The organism is Paraburkholderia sp. SIMBA_053, from assembly GCF_046534895.1.
Taxonomy (GTDB): domain Bacteria; phylum Pseudomonadota; class Gammaproteobacteria; order Burkholderiales; family Burkholderiaceae; genus Paraburkholderia; species Paraburkholderia caledonica.
The window spans coordinates 534,205-551,741 of sequence record NZ_JAWRXU010000001.1; the positions used below are offsets into that span (position 1 = coordinate 534,205).

The 17,537-nt window shown below is 64.4% G+C and carries 13 protein-coding genes; 8 read left to right on the forward strand and 5 right to left on the reverse strand.

From position 1 onward, the window contains the following. Positions 1-3: 3 nt before the first annotated feature. Positions 4-351 (reverse strand): chemotaxis protein, encoded by a 348-nt coding sequence (locus tag SB753_RS02425; protein ID WP_410798790.1) that lies wholly within the window; start codon positions 349-351, stop codon positions 4-6. 154 nt (positions 352-505) lie between these two features. Here SB753_RS02425 and SB753_RS02430 point away from each other — a divergent pair, with 154 nt between their 5' ends. From SB753_RS02430 to SB753_RS02450, 5 genes are all read left to right on the forward strand, one after another. Continuing rightward, positions 506-1,858, forward strand: coding sequence for a DNA topoisomerase IB (locus SB753_RS02430; RefSeq protein ID WP_410798792.1), 1,353 nt, complete (start codon positions 506-508; stop codon positions 1,856-1,858). A 244-nt stretch (positions 1,859-2,102) separates the two neighbouring features. Next, positions 2,103-2,618 (forward strand): PRC-barrel domain-containing protein, encoded by a 516-nt coding sequence (locus SB753_RS02435; protein WP_020067951.1) that lies wholly within the window; start codon positions 2,103-2,105, stop codon positions 2,616-2,618. Positions 2,619-2,837: 219 nt separating this feature from the next. Beyond that, on the forward strand, positions 2,838-3,269 hold the full coding sequence (locus SB753_RS02440; protein ID WP_410798793.1) for a DUF3175 domain-containing protein: 432 nt from the start codon (positions 2,838-2,840) through the stop codon (positions 3,267-3,269). 110 nt (positions 3,270-3,379) lie between these two features. Next, the gene (locus SB753_RS02445; RefSeq protein ID WP_410798794.1) at positions 3,380-4,699 is read left to right on the forward strand and encodes a cation:proton antiporter; all 1,320 of its coding nucleotides are present in this window, start codon (positions 3,380-3,382) and stop codon (positions 4,697-4,699) included. Between the two features lie 85 nt (positions 4,700-4,784). Then, positions 4,785-5,357, forward strand: a complete 573-nt coding sequence (locus SB753_RS02450) for an FUSC family protein (protein WP_408192130.1) — start codon at positions 4,785-4,787, stop codon at positions 5,355-5,357. Positions 5,358-5,371: 14 nt separating this feature from the next. On the opposite strand, the gene SB753_RS02455 is transcribed toward SB753_RS02450, so the two are convergent. Continuing rightward, a complete protein-coding gene (locus SB753_RS02455; protein ID WP_410798796.1) occupies positions 5,372-6,442 on the reverse strand; it encodes an AraC family transcriptional regulator in 1,071 nt (356 codons plus the stop codon). Positions 6,443-6,558: 116 nt separating this feature from the next. Here SB753_RS02455 and SB753_RS02460 point away from each other — a divergent pair, with 116 nt between their 5' ends. Beyond that, positions 6,559-6,909 carry a carboxymuconolactone decarboxylase family protein gene (locus SB753_RS02460; RefSeq protein ID WP_087754895.1) on the forward strand — a complete coding sequence of 117 codons (351 nt, stop codon included), beginning with the start codon at positions 6,559-6,561 and terminating at the stop codon, positions 6,907-6,909. A gap of 23 nt (positions 6,910-6,932) precedes the next feature. Here SB753_RS02460 and SB753_RS02465 read toward each other — a convergent pair whose 3' ends face one another. Beyond that, positions 6,933-7,985: an aldo/keto reductase gene (locus SB753_RS02465; RefSeq protein WP_410798798.1), complete on the reverse strand. Its 1,053-nt coding sequence runs from the start codon at positions 7,983-7,985 to the stop codon at positions 6,933-6,935. 254 nt (positions 7,986-8,239) lie between these two features. On the opposite strand from SB753_RS02465, the gene SB753_RS02470 reads away from it, so the two are divergent. Both SB753_RS02470 and pdeR read left to right on the forward strand, forming a co-directional pair. Further along, positions 8,240-12,874, forward strand: a complete 4,635-nt coding sequence (locus SB753_RS02470) for a DEAD/DEAH box helicase (RefSeq protein WP_410798799.1) — start codon at positions 8,240-8,242, stop codon at positions 12,872-12,874. A 205-nt stretch (positions 12,875-13,079) separates the two neighbouring features. Next, complete coding sequence (gene pdeR, locus SB753_RS02475) at positions 13,080-15,083, forward strand: cyclic di-GMP phosphodiesterase (RefSeq protein WP_020067959.1); 2,004 nt, start codon at positions 13,080-13,082, stop codon at positions 15,081-15,083. A 52-nt stretch (positions 15,084-15,135) separates the two neighbouring features. On the opposite strand, the gene SB753_RS02480 is transcribed toward pdeR, so the two are convergent. Both SB753_RS02480 and SB753_RS02485 read right to left on the reverse strand, forming a co-directional pair. Beyond that, entirely contained in the window at positions 15,136-16,023 is an 888-nt protein-coding gene (locus SB753_RS02480) for a crotonase/enoyl-CoA hydratase family protein (RefSeq protein ID WP_020067960.1), read from the reverse strand. Positions 16,024-16,424: 401 nt separating this feature from the next. Then, a complete protein-coding gene (locus SB753_RS02485; protein WP_088173754.1) occupies positions 16,425-17,528 on the reverse strand; it encodes a malate/lactate/ureidoglycolate dehydrogenase in 1,104 nt (367 codons plus the stop codon). Between the last annotated feature and the right edge of the window lie 9 nt (positions 17,529-17,537).

A 17,537-nucleotide genomic window follows, 5' to 3' on the forward strand; every position in this document is an offset into this window, starting at 1 on the left:
CGATTACAGGCCGCTCGGGTCGTCGTCGAGACCGTCGTCGTCTTCGTCGGCTGCCGGTGGCGTCAGAATGCGATCAGGCTCGATGTCGCTATCCGGGTCCAGCGTCGAATCGCCGTCCGCCGCCGCCCGCTCGCCGGTGCCCGCCCGGTCGGTGTCGCTGCCCATTTCCGACTCGCCCAGTTCGAGCGCGTGGTTGTCGAGTTCCGTATCGACGTCGAACTCATGGCGCTTCGCGCCCGCGACGTCGCTGCCGCTATCGGATGAATCGCTCGGTCCCAACGCGCCCGTCGTGCCTGACGTTTGTTTGACGACCTGTTGCGGCTCTTCATCGGGGTTCAGCGTGCTGCTCATGGCGCTCTCCTTTATCGGTTGATACGTATGACGTTCTCCGCAAGGACTGTTCCGCCCGCTCGCCCGCGCCGGGAGTGCCGGGCACCGGCTTTGCTCCGGGCCATCACTGGCGCAACGCGCTTCACGCTTGAAAGTTCTACCTGCAAAGAAAGCCATGGCAAACAGCACAACCACAAGCACAAGCACAACGAGCACGACGCAAAACGGTCATGCATCGGCCGACGACAGCGTGAAGCAGCCCGCGACAGCCGCCATGCCGCCCGGCTTGCGCCATGCCGACGACAGCAAGCCGGGCTACACGCGCAAGCGCGAGAAGGACGGCTTCGCGTATTTCGACGTGCAAGGCAAGCGCATTGAAGACGAAGCGGAGATTCAGCGCATCAACTCGCTCGCGATTCCGCCCGCGTACGAAGACGTATGGATCTGTCCAGACCCGCGCGGCCATATTCAGGCAACCGGCCGCGACGTGCGCGGGCGCAAGCAATACCGTTATCACCCGCGTTGGCGCGAAACGCGCGACGCCGACAAATATGAACGCATGGCCGAGTTCGGGCGCGCACTGCCGCGAATCCGCGCGCGCGTCGCCCGCGACCTCGAACTGCCCGGCATGCCGTGCGACAAAGTGATCGCAGCGGTCGTGCGGCTGCTCGATACCACGCTGGTTCGTATCGGCAGCGTCGAATACGCACGCGAAAATCAGTCATACGGACTGACGACACTGCGTAAAAAACACGTGAAAGTGGAAGCGGGACAATTGCGCTTCAAGTTCCGCGGCAAGAGCGGCATAGAACACGACGTGACGGTGGACGACCAGCGCGTGAAGCGCATCGTGCGGCGCTGCGCGGACCTGCCGGGTCACGACCTGTTTCAGTATCTCGACGACGACGGCACACGCCGTACCGTCGGTTCAGCCGACATCAACGATTATCTGCGCCGCGCGAGCGGCGCGGACTTCACCGCGAAGGACTATCGGACATGGGCCGGCAGCGTCTACGCACTCGCGGCGCTGCGGCGCCTCGTGTGCGGCAGCGCTGCCGAAGCGCGGCGTCATATCGTGGCGACCGTCAAGGAAGTCGCGGGCTTGCTGCGCAACACGCCGGCCGTTTGCCGGCGTTGCTACATCCATCCTGCAGTGATTAGCGCATTCGAAAGCGACCAGTTGCAAACCTTGCCGCCGGGTCAGTCGCGCCGGGGTCTGAAAGTCGACGAGGTCGCTTTTGCTGCATTGCTCGCGCATGCGGAGAAGCGCGCCGCCAGGCTCGCGCGTCAGGCGGGAGCAAAAGGCCGCAAGCTGCGCGAAACCGACACCGCCGAGAGCATTAACGGCTCCATTACGACGTTGCTCAAGAAGTCGCGCACCATTCGCAACGAAGCGAACAAGGCGGCGAAAGCCGCTGCCAAAGATAGCGTCAAACCAAGCGCAAAAGCCGGCGCGCGAACTGCCCGGCGGGCTGCGAGCGCGGGCGCCCGTTCCGCGCAGCGCGCCGAGAAGACGGCCGCGAGTTAACGCCGCTCATAGCAAGCAGGAACTGCAACGGCGCACGCATCATTTACGCGGACAGAGGCTAAATTCCCGCGGACGGCGCCGCCATCGTGCGATGCATATCCGGGTATCGCCGCAGCGCCATGCGCGAGCACTTTCCGCCCACGTGAAGGCGTTTGTCCCGACCTGCGTAAAGCGACCGTTACTCCGGGCGAGGAACGCGCGTTGCTGCAGTGATCGTCACCCTAACCTGCAAAGGAGGCACATCATGGTCATGCAAAGTCAGACGCAAGGCACACAAGGCGCACGTATCGTCGGTAAAGGCAGCGCGACGGCAGAAGGCCCGGGCCCGGATGTGATGGCGGCCGATACGCTGGACGGCAACAGAGTGCTTAGCAGCGACGGCGAGGACATCGGCAAGATCAAAGACATCATGCTGGATGTGCGCTCGGGCCGCGTTGCGTACGCAGTGCTGTCGAGCGGCGGCTTCCTCGGCATCGGCGACAAGCTGCTCGCAATTCCATGGGGCGCGCTCACGCTGGACACCGAGCAGAAGTGCTTCGTGCTGGACATGACGGCGGAGCGCGTGAAAAGCGCCCCGGGTTTCGACAAGGACCACTGGCCGTCGATGGCGGATGAGACATGGGCCACGTCTGTTCACCAGTACTACGGCAGGGAGCCCTATTGGGGCCGCGACCAGTTTGATATGCGCGATGACGTAGGCGTCGGCGATATTCCGGCCGGTTCGTCGGATGCGCCCGAAGCCGGTGGAGTCAAGCTGTAATCGGCGAGCCGCGGCGAGTGCGTGAAGCAGTTTGCCGTTCGCAGTTCGCGCACCGTCCTCACTTGCGCCGGCACGCCGTCATCGCGGCGGCCGGCGCGTTTGACTTTCACCGCGTCGAATTCGACGACGCGGACGGCCTTGGAAAATCGCGCGCAATCCTGCGAGAAGGGCCGCGCGGCAAAGCTGTAAAAGCAAAGACTCTAAAAGGAGGCGGCTCGAATGGCGGCCCGAAAAACCACCAGCAAATCGGCCAGCAAATCGACCAGCAAGTCGCGGCGCTCGCCGGCACGCGGCAAATCGGGGCGGCCGCCGCGTCAGCGCCATGCACAAGCGCATGCCGCTGAGCAGAAGAAAGCTTCGCGCGCAGGCGGCAAGAGTTCACACCGGTGGTCGCATCATGTGATGGAAACGAGCGACGCGATGGACCTCGAACACGACATCTTCAAGACAGGCAACGCCGAGGAGATTGCGAAATCGCTGAAACAGTCGTCGACAAAAAGCAGCCGCCGCAAAGGCACGCCGTTTCAGTCGGCGATGTCGATGCTCAATTTCTATATCAACCGGGCAGGCAAGAACCTGCCGAAAACCCGCCGTGCAACGCTGGAGCAAGCCAAGCGCAAACTGCGCGAAGCATTCGGGCGCGCGCCCTGACATTCATGCGCTGTCGCGCGTTGATTGTCGCGACGTGATGCACCCGGGCGCTGGTCCCATTACCCCGGCCGGTCATGCGCCGTTCGCATGTCGGCCCTAACCGGATGCTCATGCACGAAACTTTGTGGTTCCTCATCGTCGGCGCCGTGCTCGTTTTCATGGGCGTGGCCGCGACAACCCTCCGCCGGCTGCCCGTCAGCGCGGCCATGTTCTATGTTGCGCTCGGCTACGCGCTCGGGCCGCCCGGCTTCGACCTGCTGCATCTCGGCATGGTCGCCGATGCGCATCTGCTGCGCACCGTCACCGAAATCGCGCTGCTGGTGTCGCTGTTCGCCATTGGACTGCGCTTGCGCGTGGGCGTGCTCGACCGACTGTGGATGGTGCCGCTGCGCCTCGGCTTCCTCGCGATGCTGGCGACCGTGCCGCTCCTCACCCTCTTCTGCGTCTACGTGCTGAATCTGGGCTGGGGGCCGGCCATTCTGCTGGCCGCCATTCTCGCGCCGACCGACCCGGTGCTGGCCCACGACGTCCAGGTGCACGACCCCGGCGACCACGATTTGCTGCGCTTCGCGCTTTCCGGCGAAGGCGGCCTGAACGACGGCATCGCGTTGCCGTTTGCGATGGTGGGTCTCGCCATCTGCGCAGTGCAAGGAGCCGACGCTGGCGACGTGCTGAATCTGGAGTTTGCCGGCAGTGTCGTGTGGGGTGTATTGGGCGCACTCGCAATAGGCGGTGTACTCGGCTGGGTCACGACGCACGCGGTCGCCTGGCTGCGCACGCGCCATGCACACGCGCTCGGCCTGGAAGGCTTCTTTGCGCTCGGGCTGATCGGCTTGTCGTTCGGCGCCGCGCAGTTTGCCCAGACTTATGGCTTTCTCGCCGTGTTCGCGGCTGGCGTGTCGATGCGTCGCGTCGAATATGGGGCGAGCGGCGGAGCCTCGCCTCGCGAGACGATCGGCACCGTCGATTCGAAAAATGTCGAAGCCACTGCGTCCGATCCCGAGAAAGCCCACGCGTTCATGACGGAGTCCGTATTGGGATTCACGATCGAACTCGAACGTATTGCCGAGGTCGTCATCATGGCCATGGTCGGCAACGTGCTCGCGACGCTGAGCGTGCCGCTTTTCACATGGCAGGCGTTTGCGCTTATCGTCGCGCTATTCGTTTTCGTGCGCCCCGCGTCGGTCGAGTTGTCGTTGCTCGGCTCCGACGCCATGCCGACGCAAAGGCGCCTGATGAGCTGGTTCGGCATCCGCGGCGTGGGCTCCTTCTACTATCTGGCTTATTCGCTGGAACACGGCCCGGCCGCGTCTATCACGCCGCTCGTGCCGCTCGCGCTCGCCGTGGTCACGGCTTCGGTGGTCATCCACGGGGTATCGGCGACGCCGCTCATGAACCGCTATCGGCGCCTGCGTCATAGCGAAAGTTAGAATACGGAGCCCGTTCGCTGCACGTGCAGCATTTGCGGCGTCCGGCTCCCTCGCAGCTTTCGCAGCTTCTGAACCCCGCGATTCAATGACTCCTCACGACGATCCAGCACAAACGACGCGCGCAAGCGCCGCCGAATCGCTTTTCGCGTTCCTCAAATCGCTGCCGTTCGCGGAGCGGCTCACCGAAGGCAGCCTGATGGCGTTCCAGGCCGTGGCGGGCGCGAGCCTCGCGTTCGAAATCGGCCAGGCGCTGCATACCGAGCAGGCATTCTGGGCCGCGATCACCGCCATTGCAGTGAGCCAGCACAGCTACGTCGACACGCGCAAGCTGTCGCGCGACCAGTTCATCGGCGCGATGGTCGGCGGCTTGTGCGGCCTTGCCGGCGCGACGCTCGGCCACGGCTATTTCGCGGCCTACGCGGCGACGGTGGCAGTGGCCATCGTGCTGTGCTGGATCGTGAACGTCGGCAGCGCGGCGCGGCTCGGCGGGATCACGGCTACCATCATGCTGCTGGTACCGGGCATTGGCCCGGCGTGGGACAAGGCCTTGTTGCGCCTCGGCGAAGTCACGCTCGGCACGGTGTGTGCGTTGCTGGTCGCGTGGCTGATGGCGCGTGCGGAGAAGCGCTGGTTCAGCGCGCCCGGCAAGGCGCGCTGAGCGGCATCGCCGGTTCATGAAGACACGTCCAACGCGCTTTGCTGTGGATGGCGCCGGTAGCGTCCCGGCGTTACGCCGACGCTTTGCTGAAACGCCTTGCCGAACGCGGCTTCAGACTGATAACCCACCGCTTCGCCGATTTCCGCCACACTGCGCTGCGTGCGGCGCAGCAGGTCGCAAGCGATCGTCATGCGAATCTGCGTGAGGAAATCCATCACGGTCATACCGGCGCATTCGTTGAAACGCCGTGCGTAAGTGGCGCGCGACATCGCGGCAAGCTCGCCCAGTTCAGCAATGGTCCACGCGCGCTGCGGCGCGCTCAACATGCCTTGCACTGACGCCGATAGACGCGGGTCGGCCAGCAGCGACAGCATGCCGGGCGTCGAATCCGCCTGCTCGCCGTGTACGCGTAACGCCATGCCGAAGAGCGCCTGACTCAGCGCTGTGACGATGGCGAGCGCGCCGGGCCGGCGTTGGCCCGCCTCGTCGCGCATCAGCCCGATCACCGTCTGCAATGGGGCGAGCGTGCGAACGCCGCCGAGCGACACATGGAACGGATCGGGCAGCGCATTCAGCAGCAACGCTGACGAACCCGGCGTGTACGCGAAGCGGCCGCAGAGCAGGTCGAGATCGGCGGCGTCCGCCGTGGCGTGTTCTGCGCCGCCGCGGGTAGCGTCCGTGCGGGCTTCGGTCATGACATCAGCGTCGGCTTGTTCGCCGCTCACGGACTTGCCGCCCAGACCTTCGCGCTCCGCAGCCTTGCCAATGCCGCGGCCGTCGTTTCGCTTGACCGGCAGCAGGCCGTCGTGACTCATGACCAGCGGCGCGCTGACGGCGCTCAATTCGACATCTCTCACACGATGTGCCGCGCCGCGTGGAAACAGCATGAAATCGCCGGTCTGCAGGTGCACCTGCGCGCCGTCCGCCATCTCGATCACGCACGACCCTGCCAGCACCAGATGGAACGGCGCAATGCCCGGCTCCATAGGCGCATGGTCGACGTCGAATGCACCGGTGAGCAGGCATCGCAAATCCAGACTGGCCTGCGGCCGCGCAAGGTCGAGTAACCGGCTGAGCGTATCCATGAGACGTCCGCGCTAAATGTTGAGCCAGTCGAGTATTCAGGATGTCGCCGTCCCGCGCAATACTTTGTCCATGGCGCCGGCAACCGCCGACGCCCCACAGACGAAGGAGCATTGCCATGTTGAACTGGACCGAATACCGCAAGCAGCTGTTTGGCCGCATCGGCGAAATCGGCAAGCTGTCGCCGGACACCGTCAAGGGCTATCAGACGTTATCCAACGCCGGTCAGAAGAACGACCTTCTGGGCGCGAAGACGCGCGAACTGATCTCGCTCGCGGTGGCCGTGAGTTTGCGCTGTGACGGCTGTATCACGGTGCATACGGCCGAAGCGCTGAAGCAGGGCGCCACCCGCGAGGAAATAGCCGAAGCGCTCGGCGTAGCGGTCGCGATGAACGCCGGCGCGACGATGGTCTACTCGGCCCGCACGATGGACGCGGTCGCGGCGTATTCCGCCGAAGCATCGGCTTAACGCGCCGGGCGCCTCCGGTCGCCTCAGACCACCAGACGGCGCGCCTCCTCGAGCTGTTTGCGGCGCGCTTCGCCCTGGCGCGCCAGCATCCAGCCGGGATACTCGGCAGGCAGCGCGCTCACCTGATCGAGCCTTGCGATCTCGTCCGCGCTGAGCGCGACGCCGGTCGCCGCGATGTTGTCGTCGAGTTGCTCGACCTTCTTCGCGCCGACGATCACCGACGTCACCACCCGTTGATGCAGCAGCCACGCAAGGGCGATCTGCGCGACCGACACGCGCTTGGCCTCGGCAATCTCGCGCATCGCGTCGATGCAGTCGTACGCACGATCGCGGTTGACCGGCGGAAAGTCGAATGTCGTGCGGCGGCTGCCCGCTTCGCCCTGCTGCTCACGCCCGTATTTGCCGCTCAGCAGCCCACCCGCGAGCGGACTCCACACCATCAGCCCGAGCCCTTCGCTTTGCAGCATCGGCACGAGTTCGCGCTCCAGGTCGCGGCCCGCAATCGTGTAGTACGCCTGCAGCGTTTCGAAGCGCGCGGTTCCCAAACGCTCCGCAATGCCGAGCGCCTTCACGATCTGCCACGCCGCCCAGTTCGACACGCCGACATAGCGCACGTGACCGTGCTGCACGAGCGTATCGAGCGCGCGCACCGTTTCTTCGATCGGCGTGGCCGGGTCGAAACCGTGGATCTGATACAGGTCGACGTGATCGAGCTGCAGGCGCTTCAAACTGGCCTTCATTCCGTCGATGATGTGATAGCGCGACGCGCCGCGCGCGTTCGGAAACTCGCCGGTCGGGCCGAAAACCTTGGTCGCCACCACGACCTTGTCGCGCGGCACCTTGAGGTTTTTCAGCGCCTGCCCGGTGATCTGCTCGGACAGGCCTTCGGCGTAGACGTCGGCCGTGTCGATGAAATTGATGCCCGCATCGAGCGCCCGGCCGACGAGCCGCTCCGCGTCGGCCTGCTGCAAATCGCCGATCTGCTTCCACATGCCTTCGCCGCCGCCGAAGGTCATCGTGCCCAGACAAAGTTCTGAAACAAAAACCCCGGTACGGCCAAGCTGGTTGTATCGCATTGTCGAAACTCCATCGTGGATGAGTGCACAGGTGAGCCGTAAAGGGTACTGCAATTGGCGCCGTCGAGCAGGCGGGGGCTGCCGTCGCTTTCGGAACGCCGACACCCACCGGCAACCGCTGCCCGACCATTTGGCAAACGGCGCCCAAACCTGCCAGACTGGCCCCTGATTCCGCGACTTCGATTCGCACCGGCAACGGTTGCGAGCAATGCCGTCGTCTGGATATCGGGCGTCGCGTCCCCATCTAACCACGCATGACCCTAGTGACCACCTCAGTGACCACCTCAGTGAGCACTACGACCGCAAATCCAACCACCGCACCCACCGCAGCCGACTCGCCTCGCGCGCTCCCGGCCCCGCTGGTGGACCGCGCCGCCGCGCACGACGCGCTCGCGGGCTTTCATCCGGCGGTTGCAGGCTGGTTCCTGAAGTCCTTCCCCGCGCCGACCGACGCGCAGGCCGCTGCCTGGCCGCAGATTCGCCAGGGCCGCTCGACGCTGGTCGCCGCGCCCACGGGCTCCGGCAAGACGCTCACGGCCTTCCTGTCCGCACTCGACGATCTGGTCCAGCAAGGTCTTGCGAACAACGGCGCGTTGCCCGACGAAACGCTGGTGGTCTACGTCTCGCCGCTCAAGGCATTGTCGAACGACATTCGCCTGAACCTGCAAGTGCCGCTACAGGGCATTGCCGCCGAACTCGACGCGCGCGGCCTGCCACCGCTCGACATCCGCACCGCCGTGCGCACCGGCGACACCACGCAGCAGGAACGCAACGCGCTCAAAAAGCGCGCACCGCATATCCTCGTCACCACGCCGGAATCGCTTTACGTGCTGCTCGGCTCCGACTCCGGCCGGCGCATGCTGTGCACGGTGCGCACCGTGATCGTCGACGAAATTCATGCGCTCGCCGGCAGCAAGCGCGGCAGCCACCTCGCGCTCAGTCTCGAACGGCTCGACGCGCTGTGCGGGCGACGCCTGCCGCGCATCGGCCTGTCCGCGACGCAAAAGCCGGTGAGCGCAGTAGCACGATTTCTCGTAGGCGGCGCGCCGGTCGACAGCGACATACCCGCCGACTGCGCAATCATCGACGTAGGCCACATCCGTGAACGCGACCTGGCGCTGGAAATTCCGCCGGTGCCGCTCGAAGCGGTGATGCCGAACGAAGTCTGGGAGCGCGTTTATGACCGACTCGCGGAACTCGTCGCGCTGCACAGCACGACGCTGATCTTCGTGAACACGCGGCGCATGGCCGAGCGCGCCGCGCGTCATCTGACCGAGCGGCTCGGCAAGGACGCGGTCGCCGCGCATCACGGCAGTCTCGCCAAAGAGCATCGCTTCGACGCCGAACAGCGGCTCAAGCGCGGTGAACTGCGGGTGCTGATCGCGACCGCTTCGCTCGAACTGGGTATCGATATCGGCGACGTCGATCTGGTCTGCCAGATGGGTTCGCCGCGCGCCATCGCGCCGTTCCTGCAACGCGTGGGGCGCTCGGGTCACCACGTCGGCGGCATGCCAAAAGGCAGACTCTTCCCCACTTCACGCGACGATCTGATCGAATGCGCAGCGCTGCTCGATTGCGTGCGGCGCGGCGAGCTCGACGCGCTGCGCATTCCGCGTGCGCCGCTCGATGTACTCGCGCAACAGATCGTCGCTGAAGTATCGAGCACCGAATGGAGCGAGGACGCGCTATTCGACCTGATACGCCGCGCCGCGCCGTACGCGGAACTGGCTCGCGAGCAGTACGACGCAGTGCTGCGCATGCTTGCCGAGGGCTACACGAGCCGCAACGGACCGCGTGCCGCGTACATTCATCGCGACGTGGTCAGCGGCACGCTGCGCGGCCGGCGCGGCGGCAAGCTCGTGGCGGTCACCTCGGGCGGCACGATTCCCGAGAACGCCGACTATGCGGTGGTGCTGGAACCGCAGGCGGTCAATATCGGCACGGTCAACGAAGACTTCGCGGTAGAAAGTCTCGCCGGCGACGTGTTCCAGCTCGGCAACGCGTCGTACCGGATTCTGCGCATCGAAAGCGGCCGTGTGCGTGTCGAAGACGCACAAGGGCAGCCGCCCAACATCCCGTTCTGGCTCGGCGAAGCGCCTGGCCGCAGCGACGAACTGTCGTTCGGCGTCGCGCGCCTGCGCGAGCAGATCGCGCGTCTGCTCGCATCCGACGACGACGCAACGACGCCGCTCGACAACGCACAGGCGAGCAACGCCGCTTCGAAGGCGACGGCTTCGGAACACGTACCTGACGCAACCGCTGAAGCTCCGAATCCCATGCCCGCGCGGCTCGAACGCGCGATCGACTGGCTCATCGCCGAACTTGGTCTGGACGAAGCAGCCGCGCGCCAGATCGTCGACTATCTCGCGCGGGCGCGCGCCGCCCTCGGCGTTCTGCCGACGCAAGACACGCTGGTGATGGAGCGTTTTTTCGACGAATCGGGCGGCACGCAGCTTGTCGTTCATGCGCCGTTCGGCAGCCGCGTAAATCGCGCGTGGGGCCTAGCGCTGCGCAAGCGCTTTTGCCGCCAGTTCAATTTCGAACTGCAAGCCGCGGCCACCGAGGACGCGATCGTGCTGTCCCTGACCGGCAGCCATTCGTTCGTGCTCGATGAAGTGTGGCGCTACCTCCATTCGAATAGTGCCGAGCGTCTGCTGATTCAGGCCTTGCTCGACGCGCCGCTCTTCGGCGTGCGCTGGCGCTGGAACGCGACCACCGCGCTCGGTTTGCCGCGCTACACCGGCGGCCGCAAAACGGCGCCGCAATTGCAGCGCATGCGCAGCGAAGATCTGCTGACGAGCGTCTTTCCCGAACAGGCCGCGTGTCTGGAGAACGTGGTCGGCGAGCGCGAACTGCCGCATCATCCGTTAGTCGATCAGACCGTCGACGACTGCCTGCACGACGCAATGGACAGCGAGCGCTGGCTCGCACTGCTGCGCCGTATGGAAAACGGCGACGTGCGGCTTGTTGCACGCGATCTGCCGGCGCCCTCGCCGCTTGCCGCCGAAATACTCAACGCAAAACCTTACGCGTATCTGGACGACGCCCCCATCGAGGAGCGCCGCACGCAGGCCGTGCTCAATCGCCGCTGGACCGATCCGGCGAGCGCCGACGACCTCGGCGCGCTCGACGCCGACGCGATCGCGAGCGTGCGCGACGAAGCATGGCCGCAGGCACGCAGCATCGACGAAATGCACGAAGCGCTGACAGGCCTTGCGTGCATTACCGAGGCCGAGGCGCAGCACAACGAGGGCTGGCCGGAATGGCTCGCGTCGCTCGCTCAATCGGGCCGAGCCACGCGCCTCGAGATCGCCGCCGACGCGGCACTGTGGCTTCCTGCCGAACGGCTGACGTGTTTCGACGCGCTCTATCGCAGCGGGAACAGCGGCACTACGAACGGTGGCGCCCTCTTCGCGCCGCCGCTCACCGCGCCGAAGGGTTACACCGACGAATGGAGCGCCGACGACGCGCTGCTCGACGTACTGCGCGCCCGGCTGACCGGTTTCGGCCCGCTGCCCGCCGACGCGATTGCAGATGCGCTCAAGCTGCCGCGGACATCGGTCGAACAGGCGCTCGGACGTCTCGAAGCAGAAGGCTATGTGATGCGTGGACGTTTCACGCCGAACACGTCGGAAGAGGAATGGTGTGAGCGCCACCTTCTTGCGCGCATTCACCGTTACACCGTCAAGCGGCTGCGCCGCGAGATCGAGCCCGTGGAACGGCACGACTTCATGCGCTTTCTGTTCGAATGGCAGCACCTGACGCCGGACACGCGCAGCGAGGGGCGCGACGCGCTCGCCGCCGTTCTGGAACAGATGGAAGGCTTCGAGGCTGCAGCAAGTGCCTGGGAAGAAGACATTCTGCCCGCGCGCGTGAAGGCCTATTCGAATACTTCGCTCGACGAACTGTGCCGCGCTGGCAAGATCGTCTGGACGCGCTTGACGGAGCGTTCGCGCAGCGCGGCCGGTCCGGTGCGCAGCACGCCTATCGTGCTGCTGCCCCGCCCGCAGGTATGTGCGTGGAGCGCGCTGATCGACGCCGAGCGGCAGCCGGAGCTATCGGCGCGTGCTCAATCTGTGTACGACGCGCTGTCGCAACACGGCGCGATGTTCTTCGATGAACTGCTGCACGAACTTCGCGTATTGCGGATCGAACTCGAGAATGCACTGGGCGAACTGGTGGCGGCAGGTCTCGTCAACTCCGACAGTTTCGCGGGACTGCGCGCGCTGCTCAAACCGGCAGCGAAGCGCAATGCGTATTCGGGCAGCCGGCGCGCAAGATCGAGTATGGGATTGGGCGCGCTGATCGGCGGAATGGACGACGCGGGACGCTGGGCGCTCGTCAACCGGCGCGCGTCTGTTGCCACGAGCGAAGAAACCGCCGCGCAACCGGGCCGGCCGCAGCAGCAGCGGCGCCGTCAGTTGCCAGCCGAGACGCTCGAACATGTCGCGATGACGTTGCTGCGGCGCTACGGCGTCGTGTTCTGGCGCGTGCTCGAACGCGAAGCCGACTGGCTGCCGCCATGGCGCGATCTGCTGCGCGTCTATCAGCGGCTCGAAGCGCGCGGCGTGATCCGCGGCGGGCGCTTCGTCAATGGACTCGCTGGCGAACAGTTCGCGTTGCCCGAAGCAATCCCGTTGTTGCGCGAGGTTCGACGGCATGCGAACGATGGTGCTTTTGTATGCGTCGGCGGCACCGATCCGCTGAATCTGGTGGGCACGCTGCTGGTCGGGGAACGCGTTCCGGCCGTCGCCGGCAACCGTGTGCTGTACCGCGATGGCGTCGTCATCGCGACGCTCGCAGCAGGCGCGTTCTGGTTCGAACCGTCGGTCGAGACGAGCCCGACGGAGCGCGAGCGCGCGCGCAGCTGGCTCACTCGCAGGTTCTGACGCGCCACACCTGTAAAGACTGCCTGGCGCAGCATCTTTACCCGCGCTTTTTTACCGACGCACACGGTTCGGCCAAACCACGAACCTTTCATGTTTATGGCCCGAATTTCAGCCGCTTCGCTACAATGGGCCGTCTTTAAGTATGATGAGACTGTCTGCCGTCATCCGCCATCAGGGCCGAAACGGCACACCGCCCGGGGATCCCATGAATGACGACCATCACGAGCAGGTGCTTTTTGCGCAGTTCGGCACAAGCAGCCCTTGCTGGCGTCTGTCGAGCGACAGCAACGCGCTCGAACTGACACCAGTCACTGGCGATATGCCAGCCAATGTTGCCATTCCGCTCAATCCTCAGCAGGCATCGCAAATTCGTTGCCTCACTGGCATTACGTCTCACCTGGTTCTCGACGTGCGGCTCTTCGGCGAGCCTCTGCGTTTGCACCTCGTCGGCAGAAAGATCAACAGCGGCAGTTGGGCCGGCACCGCTTCGGCTTATGACGACACCGAATCTGTCGCGCGCGATCTGATGCATGGCTTGTCGTTCGCCGAGCAGGTCGTGTCTGAAGTGAATTCGGTTGTCGTGATCGTCGACCGGCACGGGCGAATCCAGCGCTTTAACCGGCTGGCCGAAGAACTCACGGGCGTCAAGGAAGAGAACATTGTCGGGCGCAACGTGTGGGCGCTTTTCATGTCATCGGAAGACGGCGCGGCGTCGAGCCAGAACATTGCGGGCTTCTTCAATCGCGGCGTGTCGTACGAAGTCGAACGGCGCATCAAGACACTGCACGGCGAACGGCTCTTTCTCTTTCGCAACAAGTTCGTTCAGAGCGGCAGCGGCGTAGACGAGCAGTACCTGATCTGCTCGGGCACGGACATCACCGAGGAACGCCTTGCGCAAGAGCGTCTCACGCAACTTGCCAACACGGATTCGCTCACGGGCCTGCCCAATCGCAACGCGATCCAGGACATGATCCGCACCGCGATCGAGGAGACGGCGCCGGGCGAATCGGTGGGCGTGCTTTTTCTCGATCTGGATAACTTCAAGAAGGTCAACGATCACTACGGCCACGTGTTCGGCGACCGTCTGATCCGCGACGTGTCGGCGGCGATCGGCATGTGCCTGAACGAAGGCGACACGCTCGCGCGGCTCGGCGGCGACGAGTTCATCGTGCTCGCGGCAAAAGGCACGGCGCATGAACTGGAGGCGACCGCGCAGCGCATCCTCGAACGCATGCGCACGCCGTTCAGTCTCGGTCTCGTCGAAGTCTATACGGGCTGCTCGATCGGCATTGCGCGTTATCCGGAACACGGCGACAACCTGGAGTCGCTGATCCGCTCGGCCGATACGGCCATGTACGTCGCAAAAGACGAAGGCAAACGCACGCATCGTGTGTTTTCGCCGGAGATGAACCGCAAGGTCGCCGAGTACATGTGGCTCGACACGAACCTGCGGCGCGGCCTCGAAGATGGCCAGCTGACGCTGCACTATCAACCCAAGCTGCTGCTTTCAACCGGCGCGGTGCAAGGCGTGGAAGCGCTGGTGCGTTGGAATTCGCCGGAACGCGGGCAGATCATGCCGGCAGAGTTCATTCGTTATGCCGAAGAGTCCGGCCTGATCGGCGTACTCGGCCGCTGGGTCATGCAAACGGCTGCGAAACAGGCGGCCAAATGGCAAGCGGACGGCTACAACCTGCGCATCGCGATCAATGTGTCGGCGCGGCAACTGGTGGATACGGCGGTAGTACGCCACTTCACCGAAGCGCTTCAGCAGGCGAAGCTCGAACCATGTCTTGTCGACGTGGAACTCACCGAGAGTTGCCTGATCGAGGACGAAGCCGCGGCCATCGACCTGATCAAGCAGTTCCGTCAACTGGGCGCGCAAGTACATCTGGACGACTTCGGCACCGGTTATTCGTCGCTATCGCAGTTGGGCCGCATTCCGCTCGATGTAATCAAGCTCGATCGCAGCTTCGTGCGTTCAATCAACGCCGACACCAAAGCGCAAGCACTCGTCCGCTCCATGGTGGTAGTTGCGCAGGAACTCGATTTCAAGGTCGTCGCCGAAGGAATCGAAACCGAGTCCGAAGAAACTTTCATGAAAGGGCTGGGCGTCGAATACGTGCAGGGTTATCTGTACGCTCACCCAATGCCGGCCGCGGACTTCGAGCGCTGGTTGCAGGACAGGCAGAAGCTCAGGCTGATCGCCTGAGCTTGCGGCATGAGCGTCGCAACGGGCGCACTTCGGCCGCGGGTGGATTGAGTCAGCCGAAATTGGCCGCGCTGGCAGCCGTCTGCCGCAAGTTGGCCGTGCGACGGTTTTGCAGCGTCACGAGCCGCTCCATGAAGGCCAGGTCCTTCTCTTCGATCATGAAGGCGGCGTCCACCCAATCTTCGGTGATTTCCATCAATTCGGCCCGCGGCAATTGCAGCACGCGCTGACGCGCCCGCAACATCGCGCGGATGCCGTTCATCTTCGGCTTCAGCGTATCGATGAACGTGCGGGTCGCGACGTACGCGTCGCCCGGTTCGAACAACTGGTCGACGAGCCCCTTCTCCCGATGCCACTCCGCCGTATGCGGTTCGCCCACGCCGATCAGTTCCTCGGCGAGACGCATGCCGGCCTTGCGCGCGACGAGCGAATAGCCGCCCATGCCGGGGAACAGATTGAACGCGATCTCGGGAAAGCCCATGCGCGCGTCCGATTGCGCGAGCAGGAAGTGGTGTGCAAGCGCGGCCTCGAAGCCGCCGCCTAACGCCGTACCCTCGACCATCGCAATGGAGATCGCGCCGGTATCGAAGCCGCGCGCCGCCGCATGCACGCAATCGACGCACGCACGTGCGTATGCCATCAGCGCCTGACGCTTGCCCGAGCGAATTGCATCGGCGAAGAAATCCAGGTCGCCGCCCACGTTGTAGATGTTGGGGATCAGGGAGCCGGTCACCCAGAAGTCGATGGGCAAGCCGGACTCCCGTGCGGCTTGCGCGAGCCCGAGAATGTCGTGGACCAGATCCAGATTGAAACACGGACGCGGCTGCGCGCGCAGCATCATCCACATGACATTGCGGCCTTCTTCGTAGTAAGCCGAAACTTGCGACAGATTGCCGGCTTCGAGGAACGGGCGGCAGGCGTGGTGGTTATGCAGATTCATTTTGAACGGTCCTTTAGGGTTAAACACTGATATTGCAATGCGAGCCTAAAGCAGACCGGATTCGGATGGGAGCGGGATAACCAACAGATCAATGCAACGAAATCTCGAAGCCTTGCGCGACGGGCGTCACAGCGGCACGTGAAAGCCGCCCGGCGTGCGCCGCACCGCAAACGCTTGCGCGGCGAAGATGCGCGACATTGCCCGACATTGAGTGCAGGCGCGCCATGCAATCAGCGGACGAGCGAAGCCGGAATTCGCCTGCGAATTCGAAAGAAAAAGCAAGACACGCCGATTAGGCGACGCAGTCGAAAATGCCGCTTGCGAATATTTTTTTATTCGTGGTCCAACAGACGGAATATCTATATTGCATAAGCGGCAATTTGCCCATTATCCAGGCAATGCTATTTGAGCAACGCCGACCAGCGCGCGACCTCGTCGGCGTGCATGCCGACAGCAAGCGCGGCCGTGCAGATTTGCGTCCATGTGGCGGCATCGACCGGAATGCCTTGAGCTTCGCGCTCCGCGCGCGTCACGCGCTCCGGCTCGCCAGGCTCGTAGATATGATCGACGCCCGCAGCGAGCGGTGAGGCTTTCACCCACGCGATGAACGCGTCGGCTTCTGCTTGCGCATCAGGGGCATCGAACGCCGCCGGGTCGATGATGACCGACAGCATGCAATTAATGATTGCGTTGGTGGTGCCGAGCGTGTCCGCGTGCGTGGTGAAGCCGCCCGCCAGCGCGCCGCTGAATATCTCGCACATCGCGGCAAGCCCGAAACCCTTATGGCCGCCGAACGGCGTCAGCGAACCGAACGGCTCCTCGTGCATGACTTTGGGATCGGCCGTCGGCACCCCTTCATGGTCGATCAACGCGCCCGGCGGCACCTGCTTGCCCTGGTTGTAAGCGACGCGCGTCTTGCCGTAAGCAACCGTGCTCGTCGCGAAGTCGAGCACGAGTGGCGGCTTGCCGGGCCGCGGATAAGCTGCGCAAAACGGGTTGGTGCCGATGCGGCGGTCGGCGCCGCCAAACGGTGCGACGAGCGGGTCGCCCGCCACATTGACGAAATGGAACGACACGAGCCCCGCTCGCGCGCATTGCTCGGCCCAATGACCGATGCGGCCAATATGATGCGCATCGCGCAGCCCGACGGCGCAGATGCCGATGCGCTGGGCTCGCGCGATGCCCTCTTCCATCGCCTCGAACGCGACTACCTGGCCGAAGCCTTTGCGGCCTTCGACCGTGAGGACGGCACCCGCGTCTTTTACAACGTCGGCATGCAGGTTCAGTTGCAGCTGCCCGTCGGCAAGCGACGCCACGTAGCGCGGAATCATGCCGACGCCGTGCGAATCGTGCCCGGTCAGGTTCGCCGCCACCAGATGATCCGCGACCAGTTCTGCTTCGCGTGGCGCGCTGCCCGCCTGCTCCCAGATCGCCCGGACGAAGGCGTGTAGTTGATCGGCCGCAATGCGGGGCGTGGTGGATCCAGCGAACTCTTTGTCGGTCATTCGGATCGG